General features: G+C 44.5%; 20 protein-coding genes and 1 pseudogene. 13 read left to right on the top strand and 8 right to left on the bottom strand.

Translation table 11 applies throughout. The features are described from left to right. Positions 1 to 22: 22 nt before the first annotated feature. Positions 23 to 325, top strand: a complete 303-nt coding sequence (locus G517_RS18640; protein ID WP_051206282.1) for a hypothetical protein — start codon at positions 23 to 25, stop codon at positions 323 to 325. A gap of 72 nt (positions 326 to 397) precedes the next feature. Here the strand turns inward: G517_RS18640 and G517_RS0110125 are convergent, their stop codons facing one another. Next, a complete protein-coding gene (locus G517_RS0110125; protein ID WP_028304320.1) occupies positions 398 to 1,120 on the bottom strand; it encodes an SDR family oxidoreductase in 723 nt (240 codons plus the stop codon). A 123-nt stretch (positions 1,121 to 1,243) separates the two neighbouring features. Between G517_RS0110125 and G517_RS0110120 the strand changes: the two genes are divergently transcribed. Continuing rightward, positions 1,244 to 2,149 (top strand): LysR family transcriptional regulator, encoded by a 906-nt coding sequence (locus G517_RS0110120; protein ID WP_028304319.1) that lies wholly within the window; start codon positions 1,244 to 1,246, stop codon positions 2,147 to 2,149. Between the two features lie 3 nt (positions 2,150 to 2,152). Here the strand turns inward: G517_RS0110120 and G517_RS18635 are convergent, their stop codons facing one another. Continuing rightward, the gene (locus G517_RS18635; protein ID WP_051206281.1) at positions 2,153 to 2,866 is read right to left on the bottom strand and encodes a type 1 glutamine amidotransferase; all 714 of its coding nucleotides are present in this window, start codon (positions 2,864 to 2,866) and stop codon (positions 2,153 to 2,155) included. Positions 2,867 to 3,067: 201 nt separating this feature from the next. On the opposite strand from G517_RS18635, the gene G517_RS0110110 reads away from it, so the two are divergent. From G517_RS0110110 to radD, 4 genes are all read left to right on the top strand, one after another. Next, positions 3,068 to 4,348 carry a GGDEF domain-containing protein gene (locus tag G517_RS0110110; RefSeq protein ID WP_028304318.1) on the top strand — a complete coding sequence of 427 codons (1,281 nt, stop codon included), beginning with the start codon at positions 3,068 to 3,070 and terminating at the stop codon, positions 4,346 to 4,348. Positions 4,349 to 4,400: 52 nt separating this feature from the next. Continuing rightward, a complete protein-coding gene (locus G517_RS0110105; protein ID WP_084632157.1) occupies positions 4,401 to 5,201 on the top strand; it encodes a substrate-binding periplasmic protein in 801 nt (266 codons plus the stop codon). 145 nt (positions 5,202 to 5,346) lie between these two features. Beyond that, positions 5,347 to 6,315 (top strand): hypothetical protein, encoded by a 969-nt coding sequence (locus G517_RS0110100; RefSeq protein WP_028304316.1) that lies wholly within the window; start codon positions 5,347 to 5,349, stop codon positions 6,313 to 6,315. A gap of 116 nt (positions 6,316 to 6,431) precedes the next feature. Then, positions 6,432 to 8,261, top strand: a complete 1,830-nt coding sequence (gene radD / locus G517_RS0110095; protein ID WP_028304315.1) for a DNA repair helicase RadD — start codon at positions 6,432 to 6,434, stop codon at positions 8,259 to 8,261. Positions 8,262 to 8,375: 114 nt separating this feature from the next. On the opposite strand, the gene G517_RS0110090 is transcribed toward radD, so the two are convergent. After that, positions 8,376 to 9,083, bottom strand: coding sequence for a DUF3334 family protein (locus tag G517_RS0110090; protein WP_028304314.1), 708 nt, complete (start codon positions 9,081 to 9,083; stop codon positions 8,376 to 8,378). Between the two features lie 219 nt (positions 9,084 to 9,302). Here G517_RS0110090 and G517_RS0110085 point away from each other — a divergent pair, with 219 nt between their 5' ends. The 3 genes and pseudogenes from G517_RS0110085 (at position 9,303) to G517_RS21075 (ending at position 12,698) form a co-directional block, all read left to right on the top strand. Then, on the top strand, positions 9,303 to 9,782 hold the full coding sequence (locus tag G517_RS0110085) for a YehS family protein (RefSeq protein WP_028304313.1): 480 nt from the start codon (positions 9,303 to 9,305) through the stop codon (positions 9,780 to 9,782). A gap of 145 nt (positions 9,783 to 9,927) precedes the next feature. Further along, positions 9,928 to 11,253 carry an MATE family efflux transporter gene (locus tag G517_RS0110080; RefSeq protein ID WP_028304312.1) on the top strand — a complete coding sequence of 442 codons (1,326 nt, stop codon included), beginning with the start codon at positions 9,928 to 9,930 and terminating at the stop codon, positions 11,251 to 11,253. Positions 11,254 to 11,324: 71 nt separating this feature from the next. Then, positions 11,325 to 12,698, top strand: a pseudogene (locus tag G517_RS21075) (DASS family sodium-coupled anion symporter). A 127-nt stretch (positions 12,699 to 12,825) separates the two neighbouring features. On the opposite strand, the gene G517_RS0110070 reads toward G517_RS21075, so the two are convergent. Both G517_RS0110070 and G517_RS18625 read right to left on the bottom strand, forming a co-directional pair. After that, positions 12,826 to 13,218: a DUF3461 family protein gene (locus tag G517_RS0110070; RefSeq protein WP_028304311.1), complete on the bottom strand. Its 393-nt coding sequence runs from the start codon at positions 13,216 to 13,218 to the stop codon at positions 12,826 to 12,828. A 329-nt stretch (positions 13,219 to 13,547) separates the two neighbouring features. Then, positions 13,548 to 14,888, bottom strand: coding sequence for a sensor domain-containing phosphodiesterase (locus G517_RS18625; RefSeq protein WP_051206280.1), 1,341 nt, complete (start codon positions 14,886 to 14,888; stop codon positions 13,548 to 13,550). A 542-nt stretch (positions 14,889 to 15,430) separates the two neighbouring features. On the opposite strand from G517_RS18625, the gene purU reads away from it, so the two are divergent. From purU to G517_RS20140, 4 genes are all read left to right on the top strand, one after another. Continuing rightward, on the top strand, positions 15,431 to 16,285 hold the full coding sequence (gene purU, locus G517_RS0110060) for a formyltetrahydrofolate deformylase (RefSeq protein WP_028304310.1): 855 nt from the start codon (positions 15,431 to 15,433) through the stop codon (positions 16,283 to 16,285). 548 nt (positions 16,286 to 16,833) lie between these two features. Continuing rightward, the gene (locus G517_RS18620) at positions 16,834 to 17,343 is read left to right on the top strand and encodes a TlpA family protein disulfide reductase (RefSeq protein WP_051206279.1); all 510 of its coding nucleotides are present in this window, start codon (positions 16,834 to 16,836) and stop codon (positions 17,341 to 17,343) included. A 223-nt stretch (positions 17,344 to 17,566) separates the two neighbouring features. Further along, on the top strand, positions 17,567 to 18,109 hold the full coding sequence (locus tag G517_RS0110050; RefSeq protein ID WP_028304309.1) for a DUF2058 domain-containing protein: 543 nt from the start codon (positions 17,567 to 17,569) through the stop codon (positions 18,107 to 18,109). A gap of 180 nt (positions 18,110 to 18,289) precedes the next feature. Continuing rightward, positions 18,290 to 19,216 (top strand): diguanylate cyclase, encoded by a 927-nt coding sequence (locus G517_RS20140; protein ID WP_028304308.1) that lies wholly within the window; start codon positions 18,290 to 18,292, stop codon positions 19,214 to 19,216. A 103-nt stretch (positions 19,217 to 19,319) separates the two neighbouring features. Here the strand turns inward: G517_RS20140 and G517_RS0110040 are convergent, their stop codons facing one another. The 3 genes from G517_RS0110040 to G517_RS0110030 all read right to left on the bottom strand — a co-directional run bounded on the left by G517_RS0110040 (position 19,320) and on the right by G517_RS0110030 (position 21,420). Continuing rightward, entirely contained in the window at positions 19,320 to 19,601 is a 282-nt protein-coding gene (locus G517_RS0110040; protein ID WP_028304307.1) for a peptidylprolyl isomerase, read from the bottom strand. Between the two features lie 63 nt (positions 19,602 to 19,664). Next, the gene (locus G517_RS0110035; protein WP_028304306.1) at positions 19,665 to 20,636 is read right to left on the bottom strand and encodes a zinc transporter ZntB; all 972 of its coding nucleotides are present in this window, start codon (positions 20,634 to 20,636) and stop codon (positions 19,665 to 19,667) included. Positions 20,637 to 20,814: 178 nt separating this feature from the next. Next, positions 20,815 to 21,420, bottom strand: a complete 606-nt coding sequence (locus tag G517_RS0110030) for an FMN-dependent NADH-azoreductase (RefSeq protein ID WP_028304305.1) — start codon at positions 21,418 to 21,420, stop codon at positions 20,815 to 20,817. Positions 21,421 to 21,467 lie beyond the last annotated feature (47 nt).

Below are 21,467 nucleotides of genomic sequence, written 5' to 3'. Positions count from 1 at the left end.
ATTTCTCTGAGAGGTGATGACCATGCGTAAAACGGATAAGAAAACCGATAACCGGATTCGTCTCTTGCTGACGGATATCTGCGAAGATTTTATGAAAGAATTTAACGGTTTTCAGTGGCTGACCCACGAGGCTGATTACCGGCGCTTTCCGGAGACGCTGAAGATTACATTGGTATTTGATCGTGGGGATAGTTTGGATGACTTTCTGCAATCTGATGCCCGAGGTCAGCTGATGTTTATGATTCAGCAGGAGTTGAGTCGTATTCCGGTCAAGCTACCGTGTGTTGAGGATCATATCGCATATGCTACGGAGCAGAAGGGGTAGCTAAAATATCATTCCCACGGAGGTGTGGGAATGATGTTGAGGCCCAACGTTTAGTTATATGCTAAACCTGCTTTAAGGCTGCTGACGTGTTGCGGTGATCACCAGATCACGGATGTTAACCCCCTGTGGCTGGGTATACATAAATACGGCAGTTCGGGCGATATCATCTGGTACTAGAACACCGCCCATCGATGTTTTCCAGGCTTCATAACCGTCGATAATCTCCTGGGATGTTGTGTGTTCCAGTAGCTCTGTTTCTACCGCACCTGGGCAGATCGCCATCACCCGTACACCTAAATCCGCCACTTCTTCGCGTACATTTTCGGTGATTGCGGATACGGCAAATTTAGTGCCGCAGTACGCGGCATGATTGGCAAAGGATTTTTTACCCGCAACCGAGCTGATATTAATGATGGTGCCGGAGTGACGGGCTTTCATATTCTCCAGTACGGCTTGCATGCCATTCATCAGGGCGAGGACGTTAACATCAAACATTTTTCGCCACTCGTCAGGGTCCTGTGACTCGATCTGTCCCAGTAACATCACACCGGCATTATTGATCAGGCAATCCACGGGGCCGTACTGTGCTTCCGCGTCTTTGATCGCTGCGTCAAAGGCGGCTCGATCGGTCACATCAACTTTCCGGCACAGAGTATCAGGAAGGTTAAGGGCTTCAATGTTGTTAAGGCGGCGGGCGACCAATAGCAGCGGATGTCCCTCTTCTGAGAAGCGTTTTGCTAGGGCGGCACCAATGCCTGAGCTGGCACCTGTGATAACTACTAGGGATTTTTTCATGTTCACTGCTCCAGTATTGAGAGTCCGAGCGGAATTGCCGGTATCGTTATAACTCTGGACGTATTGTGAACAAGACGATTATGATGATATATACAACTAATATGAAAACATTGTTTGGTATTTATGAACGATATTTATTGGCGCGGTATTATTGCGTTTAATCATGTGGCGGAGTTTGGCTCCTTTACCGCAGCGGCAGAGGCGGCGGGCTATTCAAAAGCCAATTTAAGCCAGCAGGTTACTGAGCTGGAGTCCCGACTCGGCGTACAACTCTTTTACCGCACCACCCGACAGTTACGACTTACGGAGATCGGTGAGGTGTATTACCGTAAAACTCGCCGCGCTCTGCAGGAGGTTGCACTGGCATCTTCCTGGGCCAGTCAGTCAACGGATGAATTAAAAGGCGTTATCCGAATGAACGCTGTGGGAGGTTTACTGGGTGAGCAGCTTATTGCGCCATTGGTGATTGAGTTTCAGAAACAGCATCCAAATATCGAAGTTCATCTGGATTTCTCCAGCGTACAGGTTGATCTGATTGATCAACACTATGACCTTGTGGTGCGGCTGGGGCAGATGCCCGATTCCACCCTGGTTGTCCGTAAGCTTGGTACGATCAGGACACGCTATGTGGCAAGTCCCGAATTTCTGCAAGCCAATAAGGAGATAAAGCACCCCGACGATTTAGTTGGTTTACCTTTGGTCTATGGCAGTGTTGATCAGTGGGTATTTTCTAATGGCGATGATAAACAAACTATTCGTGCAGAAGGTGGCATAAAAGTGATCAGTGGCCGCGTCATGCGCCATGCCGCTATAGCGGGCTTAGGGGTGACTCGTTTGGCGGATGTTTATGTGCAGGCGGATCTTGATCATGGACGACTTGTGGAGGTTTTGCCTGCGTGGGCAGCATCAACACCGGTGTATTTAGTATGTCCGCCGCTGCGCTATAAGCTTAACCGGGTCAGTGCGTTAATGGATTGGCTGAAAAAAGGGTTTGCAGGGCGTTATAAACAGATACTGAAAGAGGGGTGATGGCTAATCTCCCCTATGTGGTTGTGCCAGGAACTCATTTACAACGCGATTGAACCTGTGGCTGCAGATCGAGCTGTCATCCGTGACCTGTGCGCTTTTGATCTCTTCGGGACTGAATTTGTTTGTCCGCTGCTTTAGCAAGGCGTTGAAAAACAGGCCACTGAACTCTGGGTGTCCCTGTACGGTGAGAACCTGGTCTTTATATCGGGTGATGTAGTTGGGGCAGAAACGGTTGCCGGCAACTACCTCAAAGCCTTGACCGGGTTTGACCACCTGGTCCTGGTGAACCGCAATAAGCTGCAGGTTATGGCCTGCTTTCAGAGCGCCTATATCCTGCTGAAGCTGTACACCATAAACCCCCAGTCCCCAGCCTTTTTCAGATCGCTTTACGGCACCACCCAAAGCATGATTGATGACTTGGTGGCCGAAGCAGATGCCAAATAATTTCTTCCTGCCGTAAAAGGCGTTGCGAATAAATTGAGACAGGCGATATACCCAGTCAAGACCATCATGGACGCCTGACGGGCTGCCGCCCACGATATAAGCATCACATTGGTTGATATCATTCGGCAATTCACCGGCCTGATAAAGATCCCAGACCGATACGGAGTCGCACTCATCCAGCCTGAGCTGTGTTTTCAGGCACTCGGTATAGTTACCAAAGGTGTCAACGAGTTCTGCAGGTACATCCCCGCACAGCAAAATACCAATCTTCATTTTCTTCAACCGTCTCAGCAGGTAGGTAAGTCGGCGGCTATAATATTAATAAAAGCATAATTGCGCAAGTGAGATTTTGTTGTCTTGAGTAGATCTTTCTAGGCAAGCTTTATCAGCTTGAAATAGCAAGTGAAGGTATGCTTGTAAAGCACCTTATCTACGAGTAACCTGATATTTTGGATTGGGATAAGGCTGCATTAAATGTTGGCAAATTTTCTTCATACAAATAATTTATCCCAAAAAATGATGCGCGTGGTTTTTTCCATCTACCTAGTTGTAACGTGTCTGATCACAAGTCTTCAACTTTTGACGGAGTACTTAAAAACGCAGGATGCCATCTCAAAAGAGCTAAAGCAGCTAGAAGAAACCGTTCGTGATCCCGTTGCGAGCAGTCTTTGGCAATATGATCATAGTCAGGTGGATGTTCTTGCTGCGGGGTTGCTTAAAATTCCCATTATCGAGGGTGTTGATATTATCAATACTCACGGTGAAATCTTAATATCTAAACGCGCCTATCTATCCTCTTCTGCGCCTTTGGCCATGTTTGATACACAGTCTGATTTATCTTGGATGCTTAACGAGCAAAAAATATACCTTGGTTCGTTGACACTTTACTCATCTTCTCAAGTGGTTTTAGATCGGGTTTTGTTTGGTTTTGCTCTGATCGCCATTACTGCCATCATAAAGCTGACGATTTTTTTTGGTTTGTTTATCTGGGCGTTTGATCGTTATTTGGCGGTTCCCTTAAAAGAACTGATGATTCAGGTGGATGAGGTGCAATGGGGGCAAAATGTCGGTAAACGTATTCAGCTTTCTAATGTTGAAAATAATGAGCTTAGTGAACTGCAAACGCACATCAATAAGATGTTGTCCGTTCTTGAAAAGGATCGAAAGCTGCTATTAGATGATGAGCAGGCTAAACGTCACTGGTTAGAGGATGCCGTTGCACAGCGCACTGAAGCACTGCAGATATCCAATGAAAAACTCCGGAATTTGGCAAGAAAAGATTCATTAACCGACATATTAAATCGCGGTAGCTTTTTCAGTGAGGCGCAACATCTACTGGATTGCGCCTTAAGGCAAAATTCACCTGCCACTTTTATTCTGATGGATTTAGATTATTTTAAAGTGATTAACGATACTTATGGTCATTCTGTTGGTGATCAGGTGTTGATTCATTTTACTCAGACGGTTCAGTCATTCCTGAGAAAGACAGATCTCTTCGGTCGAATAGGCGGAGAAGAGTTTGGGATATTCCTGCCAGATACAGGGCTGGATGATGCTTTTTCCTTGGCCAATAAAATATGCAGTGAAATCAGTCGATCTTCTCTGACGATTGAGGGAAAAACGGTTTCCTATACCGTAAGCCTTGGTGTTGAGTTATCTTGCAGGGACGATTATTCCATGGCTGATATATTTAAGCGTACTGATGTGAAACTATACGGTGCCAAAAATAAAGGCCGGGATCGTGTCGAAAAATAAAATAGCCAGAAAATTGCTAAGGCCTCAGCCGCTGGGGCTCTTGATCGTGCTTATGCTGACAGGTGTTAGCATCACCGGTGCAGGCCAAGCTAATAGGTTAAATAGCCAGTCTGGTCTTTTAAGAGTCTGCTACGACCAATGGCCACCCATGACGATTTTCCCCACAGAGCAGTCAACGGGCCGTGGTGTCGTTATTGATATGATAGAGCAAATATACACAGCGCAGGGTTACAGGCTGGAATACTACGAAGTCCCTTTGGCAAGAGGGCTGGATCTGGTGGCCGAAGGCGTGTGTGATATGTTGCCGGAATACCTATTCTCGCATAATGCGGAAAAAGGCTTTGTTTATGCCGCCGAACCCTCTTTTGAATACACGTCAGCCTTTGTAGTTAGGCGAGACGATCCATGGCGATATCAAGGGATTGAGTCGATCAAAGGCAAGCGCATCGCAACCGGTTTAGGTTGGGATTACAGTTCAATGAGTCTGGATTATCAGGGCTATATTGACGATGTAAAAAACGCGAATTTCATTGAGACGATTGCCGGTTACGATGATGTGGTTGACCGAGCCTTTCATATGATTAAAGAGCATAGGGTTGATCTCTATGCTGACAGCGACCTAGTGCTTCAACATGCTTTAAACCGACTACACTTGAGCGATTCATTAAAAGTAGTGCGTCCAGGCTTAGAAAAACGATTAGTTGAAATGCCTATCTTCTCAGTAAAAATTCCGACGGAAAAAAGAGAGCAGTTGATCAGAATTTGGAATGAGGGACGAGTATCAATGAAAGGAAAAAAAGAACAGAAGCTACTGAAAAAATATAATGTAATGCTTGAGGCTGATTCTTCATAACTATCTGATAATAAAAGGATTGTTGTGCTTTGTGCTATTTGTGATAAATGATTGTAGAATGCGCCAGAAAATAAATTGCTGGATAGCAAAAGATTACTACGATGGTAAAACGTACAGAGCGACTAAGATAAAATAAGGATGTGATATGAAAAAATTAATATTTGTAACAATGGTTTTTACACTTTTAGGGTGTACTCAGGTTAATTCCCAAGTTGTTTCAAATAGTATGACAGGTTATAAGGGAACAGGGGTTGTTACTCAAGGGGCTGCAACGGTTGCTAATCCTAGTTTATTTACCTGTCATGGGGGAAGGTCAAGGGTTGCAGCTGTAGGTCTGCAGGTTGATGCACATTCAAATAAATGGACGGTTCCCTCGGCTAATCAGTTTTTGTCTGCAAATCATGCACCGGATCTTTTTAACGAATGTTCAGGCGTTACGCCTAGCGATTTATCACAGATTGATATCGACGCTATTCCTGCTATAGAGATTGATGCTGACGGTGAAGTTGTTATAGGTTATCTGTTTGCTGATAACTATTTTGAGCTGTATATCAATGGCAAACTTGTAGGTGTTGATGCGGTTCCATTCACGCCTTTTAATTCTAGTCTTGTAAAATTTAAAGTGAAGAAGCCATATAATATTGCGGTTAAACTTGTTGATTGGGAAGAAAACCTAGGTCTTGGATCTGAGAATAATCGCGGTAAAAAGTATCATGCGGGAGACGGTGGGTTTATCGCAAGCTTTAGTGATGGCACGGTTACAAATAGTGAATGGCTTGCTCAAACGTTTTATACCTCGCCGATTTATGATTTAAGCTGTTTAAAAGAGCAGGATCAGATTAGAGATTCATCGACTTGTTTTGCGGGTGGTACCGATGATGGCGCAAGCGCTTATGCGGTTCATTGGCCTTTGCCTGAAAATTGGGAAAAAAAGCTATTTGACTATAGTCATTGGCCTCAAGCGATAACATATACTGAAGATGATATTGGCGTTGAAAATAAAAAGGCCTATATGAACTTCAGAGAAAAATTTGCAGGTGCTGGAGCAGAATTTATCTGGTCAAGCAATGTGGTGCTCGACAATCAAGTTTTGCTACGGTATCAGGTTGATTGACACTTTCTTTGCCCTATTTTGTTAAAAGGCTGTATAGATATTCAGTTTTGTACGGCCTTTCTCTCCGATTTTTGCTACCATCCGTTTCTCATTCTTCACCCGATATTACGCCCGCTATGACCATGCCTTTCACCCTGCGCCCATATCAGCAGGAAGCCGTTGATGCGACGTTAAAACACTTCCGAAAATCCGATGATTCTGCGGTTATTGTGCTACCCACCGGTGCCGGTAAAAGCTTGGTAATTGCGGAGCTGGCGCGTCTTGCGCGGCGTAAGATTTTGGTGCTAACCCACGTTAAAGAGCTGGTGGAGCAAAACCATGCTAAATACCAGAGCTATGGCTTAACGGGTGGTATCTTTTCCGCAGGATTAAAGCGGAAGGAGTATCAACATCAGGTGACCTTTGCCAGTGTGCAGTCGGTGTCTGCCAATCTGGATCAGTTTCAGCACGAATACTCTCTGGTCATCATCGATGAGTGTCATCGGGTCAGCGGTGAGGACACCAGCCAGTATCAGCGAATTATTGAGCAGCTACGACAGCAGAACGATAATCTTAAGGTTCTGGGACTGACGGCCACGCCCTATCGGCTGGGGATGGGGTGGATCTACCGTTATCACCATCATGGTTTTGTCCGAGGCTCTAGCGAGGAGAAGGACAAGCCTTTTCAGCATTGCATCTATGAGCTACCCCTGAGCTATATGATCAATCGAGGCTTTCTCACCAAGCCGGATCTGGTGGATGCTGCCGTGGCGCAGTACGACTTTTCTGTGCTAGCACAGAATAATTTTGGCGAGTACGCAGAGAAAGAGGTCAACCAGCTGCTTAATAAGCATCAGCGGGTGACTCGCGCCATTATCGAACAGGTGACAGAACTGGCGATAACGCGTAAAGCGGTGATGATTTTTGCCGCCACGGTGGATCATGCGAAAGAGATCACCAGCTACCTTCCTCAATCTCAAACGGCGCTGATTACTGGAGCGACGGAGCTTAAAACGCGAGACTCTCTGATTCAGCGCTTTAAACAGTGCGAGCTGAAATATCTGGTCAATGTCTCAGTGTTGACCACGGGCTTTGATGCGCCTCACGTGGATTTTATCGCTATTTTACGCCCTACCCAGTCGGTGAGTTTGTATCAACAAATTGTGGGTCGAGGCCTACGATTGGATGAAGGTAAAACCGATTGTTTAGTGATCGATTATGCCGGTAATAACGTCAATCTGTATCACCCTGAAGTGGGTGAAACGAAACCCAATCCAGATAGCGAGCCGGTGCAGGTATTTTGTCCGGGTTGCGGTTTTGCCAATATTTTTTGGGGCAAAAAAGATAGCCAAGGTCAGATTGTTGAACACTTCGGCCGTCGCTGTCAGGGGCTTTTAGATGAGGATACGCTAGATTTCGATAAAGACTTGAACAGCAGTGACTCCACTAAAAAGCAGCGTCCGGTACAGTGTGATTATCGCTTTCGTTTTAAAGAGTGTCCCCATTGTGGCGCGGAAAATGATATTGCCGCCCGTAACTGCCATCAATGCCGGGCTGCGATTATCGATCCAGATGATAAGCTAAAAGACGCCCTGAAACTAAAAGATGCCATGGTGATTCGCTGTGCTGGAATGACCTTAAGCATTCACACAGACAAACCTGCTCACCCAGAAAAAACAGGCCATAAACTGAAAATTACCTACCACGGTGAAGATGGCGAAGAGCTGAAAGAGTCCTTTGACTTTGCAAAACCCACCCAGCGGGCGGTATTTAATCGCCTCTTTGGTCGGCGTTTAGGGAAAGGGCAGACACCAGAAACCTTTAGCAAGATAGACGAGGTGATGCAGAAACAAAGTCTGCTGAGTGCACCGGATTTTGTTATCGCCCGCAAACAAAAATACTATTGGCAGGTGCAGGATCGAATCTTTGATTATCAAGGACGCTATCGCAAAGCGAATGAGGTTTAGAGCTTAGAGGTAAAAGAACCAAGGGTAAAAGAAAAAGAGTAGCCCATCCATTTTTATTTGATGGGCTTTGATAGGATTTTTTATTCAAAATAAACGCTAAGAAATAGCGGCAAGCTAGATCCCTAGATCACTCATTAAATCATCATGCTCGGTATTTGGTTTTATGCCACCGGCGCTGTCATCACGGCGTGTTTTGGGGGTGTTGGTGTTGTTATCAAAAATATCATCTGGATTTTCCAGCGCGGTTTCATCAAAGTCGTGCAACTTGATAAATTCGGTTTTATCCATCGATAGCTCAAGATAGAAAATATTATTATCTTCGGTGTTAAAAGTAACTCGGCGAGACTGAGGTTGATCCAGCGTGGTGTTGACCGATATTTGTACTTGCTTATTCATCGCCATCATTTTTGGCTGACTTTGGGTGATGGATGTTTTTAGCTGATGACGAACCTTGTTGGTAAAATCACCCACAATCTGGTTCATAATTTCGCCCATGACATTGCTTACTTCATCTGCGGTATGGAACTGCGCTAGCTCATTCTCAGGCATTCCCATACTTAATAGATATTTACGGTAAATTTCCATCGCAGAGTCTGCGGTGAAATTGATGATGACTAAGCCGGAAAAACCACCATCAAAGAGTACAAAACAACCGATGTCTGGTCGCAAACAGGTTTTATTGATCTTCTGTACCATTGGCGAGTAGTTGACTTGATCATTCCCCGTATTGCCTAATACTTCAGTCACAGAATGGCAAAGAATCAATAGCACTTCTTCGGTGGTGATCGTGCGGGAGCGTCTGGCAGTGGCAATTTTGGACACGGTAAACCTCTTCTTTGAATCGATCTTAAATAATCATGACAAATGAATCTTACTCATTTTCTTTCAGAATTCACATAGGTCTTCGATTAAATTCAAATAGCATCGCCTTAACGGGGCATTACAGCAATAAGGTAGGGCTGTGGAGCTTATTCTGCTAAAATTAGCTCCCTCCAGCAATCGCGTGGATTGTTCTGGGTTTACCTAAGACTAGGATCTATTTTGACCAATAATGATGTTTTGCGCCGTTTACGCTACACCTTCGATTTAAAAGACAGTACCGTGGTTGAAATCTTTGCTTTGGCAGATGCCATCGTAACCGACGCACAGGTGATCGCTTGGTTGAAAAAAGATGAAGATAAAAATTTCATCACACTGAAGGATGCCGATCTTGCCTTGTTTCTGAACGGCTTTATTAATCTCAAGCGTGGTAAGCGTGACGGTGAACCAGCGGCACCAGAAAAAAGCCTGAACAATAATATGGTCTTTCAGAAATTGCGTATTGCGCTTAACTTAAAAGCGGAAGATATTGTTGATATCCTACAGCGCGTAGATTTCACTTTAAGTAAACATGAATTAAGCTCATTTTTCCGTAAGCCAGACAACAAGCATTACCGTGAGTGTAAAGATCAAATCCTCCGTAATTTCTTGCTAGGGCTTCAATCACAGTTTAGACCTAATGATGGCAACACTGAGGCATAGGCGAGTATAAATAGCCTCGACAATATCGGGGCTTTTTATTGGTAGATAAACAAATAAAGACATGATTATTTTTAAGCGCCAGATTTTCATCTGACCCACATGAAACTGCGTTAGAATACCCGCTCAATTTTCCATGAGCACGTTTATGTCCTCCCAAGTATCTTTGTCATCTTCTTTAGCAAAACAACTTTTCTCTACAACATGGCCGATGCTATTTGGTGTGTTGTCTTTGATGAGCTTCCAGCTGGTCGATAGTGCTTTTATTGGTCAGTTAGGTATTTTGCCATTGGCGGTACAGGGCTTTACCATGCCGATTCAGATGATCATTATCGGTTTGCAGGTGGGGTTGGGTATTGCGACAACTGCGATTATTTCCCGAGCGTTAGGGGCTAATAATATTCGCTATGGGAAGCAGTTAGGCGGCTTAATCTTAATGATGGGCTGTCTGGGTATCGCTTTCTTTGGTGGGCTTATTTGGCTGTTACGAGGTTCTATTTTAGGTTTGCTGGGCGCTCCGGATAGTGTTTATCCTATTATTGATACCTACTGGCCCTATTGGCTGCTTAGTGCTTGGACTGGGGCGCTCATCTATTTTTACTTCAGCATCTGTCGTGCTAATGGGAATACCTTGTTACCCGGTATTATGATGATTTTTACCAGTCTTTTAAATTTGTTATTAGACCCTCTTTTTATCTTCACCTTTGAATTGGGTTTGAATGGCGCTGCTTTGGCAACAACGGTGTCATTTAGTTTAGGCCTTTTAATCGTTGCGCCAAAAGTGGCGCGCAAGCACTGGGTCACGATTGACTGGCAAGATTTAAAGGTTGGTAAAAGTCTGGCAGATATTGGTCATATTATGGGGCCAGCGATGGTCAGCCAATTGCTACCACCAGTATCATCGATGTTAGCGACTAAGCTAATTGCGGGCTTTGGCACCGCGGCGGTGGCATCGTGGGCGTTGGGGTCTCGGTTTGAATTTTTTTCGATTGTGGCTGTATTGGCGCTTACCATGTCGATGCCTCCCATGATTGGGCGCTTATTAGGGGCGAAAAGAATAGACGATATTCGTTCCTTGGTTTCGATCGCTTGCCGTTTTATTCTAAGCTTTCAGTTACTGGTCGCTGTGGTCACATTCTTTGCTTCAACCCCGCTTTCCCATTTAATGACCAGCGAGCCAGCGGTTTCTGAGATTTTAAATTGGCATCTTATGCTGGTGCCGATCAGTCTTGGCTCGTTAGGTATTTGTATGTTGATGGTGTCCGTGTCTAATGCTTTGGGAAAATCCTATACCGCGCTCACTATTTCCGCTTTGCGATTGTTTGCTTTCTTTTTACCTTGCCTTTGGATTGGGTCAGAACTGGCCGGATTAAAGGGGATTTTTATCGGTGTCTTAATCGGTAACCTACTGGCAGGATGGTCTGCTTGGATAATGTACCGTCGTGCGCTGACGAAGGTGATATTGACCGTCTAAGTTGTTAACTTATTTGTTTAAGATCAGCGGATTGCACTTCCGATTCTTTTTCTGTCTTAAACTTTGGTAGAATGCCAAAATATTTCAGTTCATCATTTGGAGAGCTCAGTGTGCAGCGCACTTATATCACTTTTTTACTGTCAATTTTGGCAGGGTTAGGGATTTTTTACGGCACGGATTTAGATCTTCAACTACGTATAGGTCTTGCTATTTTGACCTCGGTGGCGCTGTTATGGATGACAGAGACGTTTCATATTACGGTTACCGCTCTTTTGGTGCCGATTTTGGCGGTGGTGCTTGGTGTATTCTCTGTTGCTGAGGCGATGAAGAATTTTGCCAATCCGATTATCTTCCTATTCTTGGGTGGTTTCGCACTGGCATCGGCACTGCATAAGCAAAGATTAGATGAACGAATCGCAGGCATTGTGATTCGGGCCGCCCGGGGAAAAATGCTTGTGGCGAGTATTTTACTCTTTGTCACGGCAGCTTTTGTCTCTATGTGGATCTCTAATACTGCGACGACGGCTATGATGTTGCCGCTGGCCTTAGGGATGCTTAGCCGTTTGCCCTATGAGCAGAACCGTAATACTTACTGGTTTGTGCTGTTAGGGGTGGCTTACTCCGCCAATATCGGTGGTATTGGTACTTTGGTGGGTAGCCCACCAAATGCCATTGCCGCTGCAGCGGTTGGTATCAGTTTTGTCTAGTGGATGAAGATTGGTATTCCTGCGGTTTTGGTGATGTTCCCTGTTATGCTGATGTTGCTCTGGATCGCTTTTCGCCCAGACCTTTCCCGTCAGTTTGATATGGAGACGACTCACAGGCCTATGGGTAAAACTCAATGGATGACTCTTGGCGTGTTTGTGCTAACGGTTTCTCTATGGCTGTTCAGTAAGCCGGTGTCTCAGTTTGTGGGGATTAATAAAGGCTTTGATGCCATGGTGGCATTACTTGCTATTGTGCTGCTTTGTGCCTTAAAACTGGTGAACTGGAAGGATATTGAACAGTCCGCAGACTGGGGGGTGCTACTGCTGTTTGGTGGTGGGTTAACATTATCTGCAGTTCTTAAAACAACCGGTAGTAGTGTCTTTCTAGCGGAGTCTATTAGCTCCTTTTTAGATGGCTCGCCTTTAATTATCTTTATGCTGGTGATTACGGCCTTTGTGGTGATGTTGACAGAAATTGCCAGTAACACCGCCAGTAGTGCGCTTCTGGTGCCGATCTTTGTCTCGATCGCTCAAGCCATGGGGTTGTCGCCAGTGGTGTTGGCCGCGGTGATTGCTATTTCTGCATCTTGCGCCTTTATGCTGCCGGTTGCTACACCGCCAAATGCCATTGTGTTTGGCTCGGGCTATGTACCGCAAAGGCAGATGATGAAAGCTGGTGCGCTATTAAATGTGATGATGATTTTACTGATTGGCTTTGCCAGTTGGGTCATGCTGTAACCCTTGATTACAAACGGATGTGTTTGGTCTGCGAGTAATGACTAAATTGATATAAAAAAACGGAGTCTCATGAGAGGCTCCGTTTTTTTATGGGGATGAGCGTGTGGTGCTATAGTTTTTCGAAATGCTATAGCTCTTCGATTTGACGGCGAATATCGATGATTTTACGCTGTACCACTTTTTCTAGATGGTCAATTTCTTCCAACAGTAGCGCTTTTTTATCCACGGTATTTTTCTCCGTCGCTACCAATTTCTCAAGCTCTTCAACGGCATTTAGATAGATCGCTGATGGCTCTGTGGTTGGACGGTATGTCACTAAACCTTCGTTAACACGACGGTCTTTGTGAACGCGAGGAAATTTGAATTTTTTGCTTTTAGCAAACCAATCACCGTGGTGGCGCTGGAAATAGATTTTCAGAATGTCATGCTCGCCTTCGGTGCGAGAGGTAAATTTTTCAATATCATGAACATTCTCGATACCCATCTTACTTAGGGTTTCGAAGTTGTTTTCCATACTCATGGCAACTTCCTTTAGTGCGTAGGGAAAAGACTGGATTAAACTTTAGTTTAATTGGCGGCATTCTAACGCAGTGGATAAGAATTGCTAATGGCAAGGCGACATTTTCTTGCAAAAAAATGACATTTGGTTGTTTGTCCTGAACACCGCATATTTAGGGCGCTTAACAGCTTGATTTGACGTGCGGAGTAGAGCAAAAAACTAGATCGTAAATGGTCTATTATGCCGAGATATAATCGTTTGATTTGATGCTTTTTAAGTGTAGCTTAAGTGCTGTAATAATCGCTCTATTCTGTTATTGCGCTATCACGCTATTGTTCTGTCGTGACGGGTTAGCTCGTTGGCGGGCTAATCATTTGCCCCTGTTGCAGTAGATTGCCCGCAGCATCAATATAACGTGAGTCCACATCGCAGCAGAGTACACATGTCGTATTGTTTTGATTGAATGCCATAGAAAAAGTCACATCAATACTGGCATCAGGCAAGGCAAGGTAAGGTCGTGAAATATACACACGATTAGGAGATTCCATGGCCCGCTGAAAATACTTTCTACGAGCCCAATTAGCCCCTTGAGCCTTTTTAAGTGGGTGATAGCGGGTATCGACCTCGGTATGAGATGGGGCAATAGTACGACTGATCTGATAGCCGTCTTCATTCAGTAAAAATATGCGACGACAGCCCGGTTGTTCTAATAGCATCTTGCTACTTTCTTCAAAGCTATGGTCGAGTCGGATAAGGTCGGCGCAGGCGGTCATCATGCTCTCAAAAGTCACCAATTGAGAATGGAATGCCCGGCGGCCTTTACGTTGAGTTTGAGTGTATTCGGTATGCAATTTATTGATATAAACGGGAAGATCTGCACGCTCGCTACCGTTAAGTGATGGGCGGGCAAAAAAGAACCCTTGCACCATATCAGCTTCGGTATCCATTGTGATTAAGGCTTCATCAAGGTTTTCAACCCCTTCAATCAAAACAAGGGATTCGGTCTCCCTAAGAAGGCTGACAAGGCGAGGAAAGATACGACGTGCTCTAGGTTGTTGGTAAGCATTGCGAATCATCGAACGGTCTAACTTCACAATATTAGGGTTGATCTTCCAAATACGGTCAAAGTTGGATTGGCCGGTGCCAAAGTCATCAATGGCAACTAAAAAACCTGCATTACGAAACTCTTGAACAAATTCGGCTAAAAGCATTTCATCATGAACAGCATCTTCTAAAATCTCTAGTACGATCTGCTCTGGTGCAAAGCCGAAATCTGCCAAGGTTTTTCGTATGCTAGAGGCATCCATATTGCTTTGACGAATCTCTTCACCACGAATATTAAGAAATAACCAGCCTTGTTTACTCTCGATTAAACGAAAGTTCATTAGATGCAGTGCGCGACTAATACGGTCTAGATGACTAATTTGCGCGCTGCTTCTGCATCGCCCAAAAAGTGCCAAGGGTGATTCTGCTTCACCGTTAAGATAGGGGCGCATTAGGGCTTCGTAACCCACGGTTCGCTGATGGGTCAGTGAGATAATAGGCTGGTAATGGCTGGCTAATGTATAGCCAGAAAACTGCCCCACAAAACGTCCGTCTTGTTTTTGGATGCGGTTAGGGTGAACACCTAGGTTTCTAATATGCTCTGGTGCCACCAAGTCAGCTGTGTGGTCTCTCTTTTGTCTATCCATGATGCTCTATCGTAAGGGGTATGTTACTTAATAATGCATAAATTAGGCCATTCTCAAGATTTATCATTTCGATTAAATGCCTTATTTATCAATCAAGTAGAATCTTAAAGCTGTTTCTGTTGCCGCGTCTATAACTGTGTTTGCACCAATATGGAGCGATTTGCGGTGGAGGTGTCGTTATTTTGCACCAAAAAAACACTCAGATAATCAGTGCTTGTTTCTCTATTATCCTATTATCGCGCGGGTTTTGCCGTTATTAAAACCTTTATTGCGACTAATTACTTTGCTCTAGGACGTTTTCGACTGTTTTTCTGGTCTTATCTGTATGAGCCATGGGGCGTGAAACCTAGGCCAGAAAGCGTAATGACAAAGGTTGAGCTCGGTGACTTAAGTGCATATTTAAGGGAAAGGTGTAGAATACGTCGCTCTGAATTTTACGATGTTAAAGCCATTTGGCCTTGAACTGAAAAGCGATAAACGCGTCAGTAAGCGTTATCATTTGAGCATGCTTTAGAATCTGAAGAAAGGGTTGATTTGCAAATATGGAACGGACATATACATTGGTCATTTCCTGCCCGGATCGGGTAGGTATTGTCGCAAAAGTGAGTAACTTCTTAGCGATGTACGGTGGCTGGATCACAGAAGCAAGCCATCACTCTGATCGGATGGCTAACTGGTTTTTTATGCGTCATGAGATTCGAGCAAGTACGCTGCCTTTTGCTCTAGAAGAGTTCCGTACCGCATTTGCACCTATCGCCCGCGAGTTTGAGATGGACTGGTTTATTTCTGACTCAGATCAGAATAAACGCGTTGTCTTAATGGCGAGTAAAGAATCCCATTGCTTGGTTGATCTGCTGCATCGCTGGCAAAGCGGCGAGTTGAAATGCGATATTCCCTGTGTGATCTCCAACCATGAAGATTTTCGTGATTTAGTGGAGTGGCACGGTATTCCTTATCACTATGTGCCCGTGGACAAAAATAATAAGCAGCCATCGTTTGATAAAGTAGAACAGCTAGTAGAAGAGGCCAATGCGGATTGTGTGGTATTGGCCCGTTATATGCAGATTTTACCGCCTAATCTTTGTGAAAAATATGCAGGCCGTGTGATTAATATCCATCATAGCTTCCTGCCTTCCTTCGCTGGAGCTAAACCTTACCATCAAGCCTATGAACGTGGTGTTAAGCTGATTGGCGCAACCTGTCACTATGTTACGGCAGAGCTGGATGCAGGCCCGATTATCGACCAAGATATTCAGCGGGTTAGTCATCGGCATTCAACCGAAGATATGGTGCGTTTAGGCAAAGATGTTGAAAAAGCGGTGCTCGCCCGTGGTTTACGCTGGCATATTGAAGACCGTGTGCTTGTTCATGAAAATAAAACCGTTGTTTTTAACTAATAACCGCATTGGCTTTGTAGTTGGCTTTTTTAATGAGTTTTAGTTTTAACGGGCCGCTAACGGATTTTTGGCAGATAGCGAATCTCTGGCGGTTTACCTAAATAGTCTCAAGTATTGTAGGATATGTCTTACGCAGCTTGGGGAGTATCGCGTCTGTTGCGGCCCAGAGACTTAATTTAGAATGAAGTCTCTCGGGGAAATGTAGAAAAGCGCAATGGAAGCGAGTCCACGGAAAGGACTGTTATCATATATAGAGGGCCTCCAAGGATTGGAGGCTTTTTTTTGCCTGAACTCTTTTTCTTTCTGAACTCTTATTACCTCCTGAGCTGTTACCTAAAGAAGACGCCTAAACTTGATGGCATCGATAATATCTATCTGAATACTCTTACTCTACTCTATCCATATCGCTATGATCTCCGTCGCACTTGATAGAACGTTGTCGTTCTGGATGGAACTTTACCGGTCGGTACTTATCTATATTCTTCTCGTCTAATATCGGTTGTTGTAATCGTTGTTTTTAATCGTTCTTATTTTTTGAGGAATATGCTTTGAAACGCTTTTTACGGCCTCTGCTTTGGGTCTTGTTGGTTGTTGTGCTGGTGTTAGGGGTGATGGCGGCTTTGGTTGCTTTAATGGAGCAGCAATCCGGTGCGCGCCCCGATGTAGCGTTAAAGACGCTTGCCGGTGAAACCGTGACGCTAGATCAAATAGCTGAAGGAAAGCCTATGGTGGTGAATATCTGGGCGACGTGGTGTCCGCCCTGTATTCGCGAGATGCCTTTGCTGGCGAAAGCGCAGAAGGCATATCCTGATATTCGCTTTGTCTTTGTTAATCAGGGGGAGCACAGTGAAACCGTCACGGATTTTCTAAAAAATGGCGATCTAACACTGGAAAATGTCTTACTGGATAGCGGCGGGCAGGTGGCTAAAGTCACTGCGAGTATGGCTCTGCCTACGACGCTGTTTTATAATGCCGCCGGTGAGCAGGTAGATTTGCAGCGAGGCGAATTGAATGCCGATATTCTAGAGGCTTTGCTTTCACGTATTCAGTCTGATTAAGCCAGAATCTGTACCTGCAGCAAATGCACACATGATTCTTTAGGAAGTGAGGACGACCTCACCGCTCTATCTTTAAAGTGGGCGACCCCATATATAAGGTCGAAGAAATGGGGGGTGATTATCCTCACAATAACAGGGATAATATCCGTCTAATTGGACTTGGTTTCAAAGCATAAGTGCAACCCAATCAGCCGGTGTGCCGGTGTAAAGAGTGTGAAGATTTATGAGTAAATCCCTACAGGATCAGTTGCTAAGAGCAGGCTTAACCAACAGTAAAAAAGTGAAGCAAGCTGAGAATCATAAAAAGAAGCAAGCGAAGGTAAAGCGTCAAACAGGTCAAGAAGATGAAGTAAAACTTCGGGCTGAGCAGCAGCGCAAAGAAAAGGCTGAACGTGACAAGGCGTTAAACCTTAAGCGTAAAGCAGAGGAAGAGAAAAAAGCGATTCGTGCACAGGTAAAACAATTGATCGAAATGAACCGTTTGACAGGTATAACCGGTGAAGTGGCTCATAACTTTGTGATGGATAAGAAAGTTAAAAAGATCAATGTTACCGATAAGATTTCTGACCAGCTAGCTAAAGGCCGACTTGCTATTGCAGAGCTTGAAAATCGCTTTGAGCTGATTCCACCAAAAGTAGCGGAAAAAATTCTGCAACGGGAACCTGAATGGCCGATCGTGCTGAATGAGAAAGCACCGGATACAGGTGATGAGGAAGAAGATGATCCGTATGCAGACTTCCAAATCCCAGACGATTTAATGTGGTAGGCAACTGTTTAAGCGAGCGGTTAACTTGCCGTTAATTCGTCGCTCAGATAAATATAAAATATAACCCGTTGATGTATTGGCGGGTTTTTTTGTGCCCAATTATTTCTTTGAATATAGATCAATAGTCTTTACAAGGTCTTATGTTAAGTTATATGTAGATTGATATTGGAGTGACCTAAGATGACACGGTATAACTTTTCACCAGATGAGATAGAAGAAGCGCTGAATATTTTGAAACAAGCGGATCAAGCTCATCGTGCTTGGCACCATAGTCTTCTTGAAGGGCTTTTGTGTGATCAGCCATTTAGTAAGAGTATTACTGATCCTGTGTCTCATACTAAATGTGGATTTGGTTGTTGGTATTACACCAGTGTTAGTGATGCTATTCGAGTGGCGCCAGAATTTACTGCTTTAGAAAAGACCCATAAAGAGATGCATGATAAGGCGCGGACGATCGTTGAGCGTTTTCTAAAAACAGGTAAAGTTAAGCTAGATGACTATCGGTTTTTATCGGGAAAAAAAGACGAGTTAACCCTTTTATTAAGTAACTTAAGAGATAGTATCGTCAATCAGCAGCACTCATTTGATGCTCTAACAGGGCTGATTAACCGTAAATCGATTGGTCTTATCTTGGAAAAAAATCATGCCCAAGCCATTCGGCATAATGCGCCTTACACACTGGCGATGATAGATATTGATTACTTTAAGTCGATTAATGATACCTATGGGCACTTGGCCGGTGATGAAGCACTTAAAGTGTTATCACACTACTTTTCAACGTCGCTGCGAGATTCTGATAGCGTGGGGCGCTACGGTGGTGAAGAGTTTTTGATTTTACTACCGATGACGCCACTTGATATCTCCGCCAAAATCTTGGAGCGAATCAGAGAGCAGGTCAGCCAACTGGTTACTCGATACGAAGGCGTGGATATTCAGCTAACGATCTCTATTGGTTTTTCTAGTTTCGAGATGGGAAAAGCCGTTTGGGAAGTGGTTAAAGAGGCCGATCAAGCTTTGTACCAAGCGAAAAAAAGTGGGCGTAATCGTATTGAGGTTTATAAAGATACGCTAGCAGTTCGGCATGATAGCTTGGCAGAAGCAGGGTAACAGTCTTTGTACTGTTTTAATGGCCACTAGTGTTTATCGATCATTACGCCAGTGGCTATCAATTATTTCGGCAGCGGTTAATTAACTATTAAGGTAACGGTTATTAATCGTTGCGATAAATAGTCTCGATAAGATGAAAGCCAAACTTGGTTTTTATTGGCCCATGTACTTTTAATACTGGCTTTGTAAATACGACCGTATCAAACGGTTTTACCATGGCACCACGGCGAAACTCACCTAAATCACCGCCTTTCTTACCGGATGGACATAAGGAGTTCTGTTTCGCGAGTTTGGAAAAATCACCGCCTACGGCCAGCTTCTTTTTTATCACTTCCGCTTGTTCGCGGGTTTTTACTAAAATATGACGTGCGCAAGCAGTGGCCATTAAGCTCTCCTAAAATAAATGCCCTAGCAATAAAAGCAGGGTGTATCTCTAAAATGTGGGCCATTATAGCCATTTTTTCCGTCGGAGTAGTAATGTGAAAACAACGGCAGAGCCAAACAGTCCACCGATAACCCACCAAAAAGCATTCGGATTCTCAGCCCCTGGCATTCCTCCTACATTGATCCCCAAAAGGCCGGTCAAAAAGCCAAGCGGTAGAAATACAGCGGTGATCATTGATAGCAGGTAAACCCTTTGGTTGCCCAGCTCAGACAATTGGCCGAATAACTCCTCCTGAATGACCACCGCTCGTTCACGCATGGCATCAAGGTCTTCTAAATAGCGGATCAGACGATCAGTGGTCTCGCGCACCTGTAGACGCTCGCTATCTGATAAACCGCTAAATTTTTCGGTATGTAATCGAGCCAAGGCATCTCGTTGAGGTGCAAGATAACGGCGTAAGGTAATGATTTGTCGACGCAAAGCAGAAAGATCCGTTTTAATGCCGTCGTGTTCACCGTTTAGTACCCGTTCTTCTAGGTCAGCAAGGGTCTCTTCGTAACCTTCCATCGTTTCACGCATGCGCCATGTCAAATTGTCGGTAAGATCCGCAATAAATTCACCTGCAGTAGAGGGAGCTTGGTGATTATTGATTTGACCGAGTAGGTCTTGAATGGATTGCAGTTGACGCTTTCGAGTGCTAATAATCCGGTGCTTTTCAACCCAAAGACGAATAGACACCATATCATCTGGGTCAGCATTCGGGTTTAGGTTAATACCTCGTAATAACAGCAGTAAGCCGTTATTAAAAGGGGTACAGCGCGGGCGGGTTTCGGTCGCGGTTAAGGCGTCTGCTACTACGGATTCAATACCCGCCTCATGGCTTAGCCAGTGCTGAACCTCTTCATTGGTATAATCTAGATGTAGCCAAAGCAAGCCTTGTTCCGGCTGCCAGCCGGCAATTTCGGCCTCGGTAAGCGCATGGCCTTTTTGATCGTTAAACAGATAAGCGTGAACTAAGCCAGATGAGAATGGCATATTTTGCCTCCTAAGCCCATAACGATAATAGCCTGAAAATAGCTATGTCTAAGACTGTGGAGTTTACGGCTAAACCGTGGCGAAAGGGAAAGAAAAAAGGAAAGCAAGAAAGGTAAAGAATAAAAAGCATTGCAGGAGAGAAGCCAACAATGCTTTTTATTTGGTTTATAACGTAGCGTTAGACACTGGCAAGATCATTGATCGTTGCATTGGCCTCATTAATAGCAGCTTCTCCACGGGCAACGCCAGCGGCTTGAATCAAATGAATATCTTGCAAACCGATAAAGTTTAGTACCACTTTTAAATAAGTATCTTGGTGGTTCAAAAAAGCGATTGGAGTATCCGCGCGGTAATCACCGCCACTCGCAGTGATCACATAAACAGGGCGATCTTTTAGTAAGCCTTGAGGGCCATTTTCAGTGTATTGAAAGGTTTCGCCAACACGCGCTACTTGATCAATCCATGTTTTCAAACCTGACGTAATACTGAAATTGTGCATTGGCGATGCAATCACAATATCATCTGCACGGCGTAATTCTGCAATTAATTCATCGGAGAGTTGAAGCGCCTTTTTCTGAGCATCAGAACGTTGTTCTTCTGGCGTGTAGAAGGCTCCAATGGTCTCTTCTGTTAAGTGCGCAGGAGGATTAAGGCCTACATCACGGTTCAGTACTTGGCCTTCAGGGTTCTTTGTTTGCCACTGACTCACAAAGCGAGCCGTTAAATCACGGGTTACCGACTGGCTGCTTTTAGGGCTCGATTGGATAACTAATAATGTTTTCATGGGCGTATCTCTTAATAGCGATTTAAATAAAGATAATAACGACTTGA

Origin of the sequence: Oceanospirillum maris DSM 6286 (genome assembly GCF_000422865.1) — a bacterium.
In the GTDB taxonomy this organism is placed as follows: domain Bacteria; phylum Pseudomonadota; class Gammaproteobacteria; order Pseudomonadales; family Halomonadaceae; genus Oceanospirillum; species Oceanospirillum maris.
This window is presented reverse-complemented; position numbering and strand designations above follow the sequence as displayed.

Bases quoted from the DNA above. Each gene is read 5' to 3' on its own strand.
- G517_RS18640 (WP_051206282.1), top strand. From the start codon at position 23: ATGCGTAAAACGGATAAGAAAACCGATAACCGGATTCGTCTCTTGCTG.
- G517_RS0110125 (WP_028304320.1), bottom strand. From the start codon at position 1,120: ATGAAAAAATCCCTAGTAGTTATCACAGGTGCCAGCTCAGGCATTGGT.
- G517_RS0110120 (WP_028304319.1), top strand. From the start codon at position 1,244: ATGAACGATATTTATTGGCGCGGTATTATTGCGTTTAATCATGTGGCG.
- G517_RS18635 (WP_051206281.1), bottom strand. From the start codon at position 2,866: ATGAAGATTGGTATTTTGCTGTGCGGGGATGTACCTGCAGAACTCGTT.
- G517_RS0110110 (WP_028304318.1), top strand. From the start codon at position 3,068: ATGTTGGCAAATTTTCTTCATACAAATAATTTATCCCAAAAAATGATG.
- G517_RS0110105 (WP_084632157.1), top strand. From the start codon at position 4,401: ATGCTGACAGGTGTTAGCATCACCGGTGCAGGCCAAGCTAATAGGTTA.
- G517_RS0110100 (WP_028304316.1), top strand. From the start codon at position 5,347: ATGAAAAAATTAATATTTGTAACAATGGTTTTTACACTTTTAGGGTGT.
- radD (WP_028304315.1), top strand. From the start codon at position 6,432: ATGACCATGCCTTTCACCCTGCGCCCATATCAGCAGGAAGCCGTTGAT.
- G517_RS0110080 (WP_028304312.1), top strand. From the start codon at position 9,928: ATGTCCTCCCAAGTATCTTTGTCATCTTCTTTAGCAAAACAACTTTTC.
- G517_RS0110070 (WP_028304311.1), bottom strand. From the start codon at position 13,218: ATGAGTATGGAAAACAACTTCGAAACCCTAAGTAAGATGGGTATCGAG.
- G517_RS18625 (WP_051206280.1), bottom strand. From the start codon at position 14,888: ATGGATAGACAAAAGAGAGACCACACAGCTGACTTGGTGGCACCAGAG.
- purU (WP_028304310.1), top strand. From the start codon at position 15,431: ATGGAACGGACATATACATTGGTCATTTCCTGCCCGGATCGGGTAGGT.
- G517_RS0110050 (WP_028304309.1), top strand. From the start codon at position 17,567: ATGAGTAAATCCCTACAGGATCAGTTGCTAAGAGCAGGCTTAACCAAC.
- G517_RS20140 (WP_028304308.1), top strand. From the start codon at position 18,290: ATGACACGGTATAACTTTTCACCAGATGAGATAGAAGAAGCGCTGAAT.
- G517_RS0110040 (WP_028304307.1), bottom strand. From the start codon at position 19,601: ATGGCCACTGCTTGCGCACGTCATATTTTAGTAAAAACCCGCGAACAA.
- G517_RS0110035 (WP_028304306.1), bottom strand. From the start codon at position 20,636: ATGCCATTCTCATCTGGCTTAGTTCACGCTTATCTGTTTAACGATCAA.
- G517_RS0110030 (WP_028304305.1), bottom strand. From the start codon at position 21,420: ATGAAAACATTATTAGTTATCCAATCGAGCCCTAAAAGCAGCCAGTCG.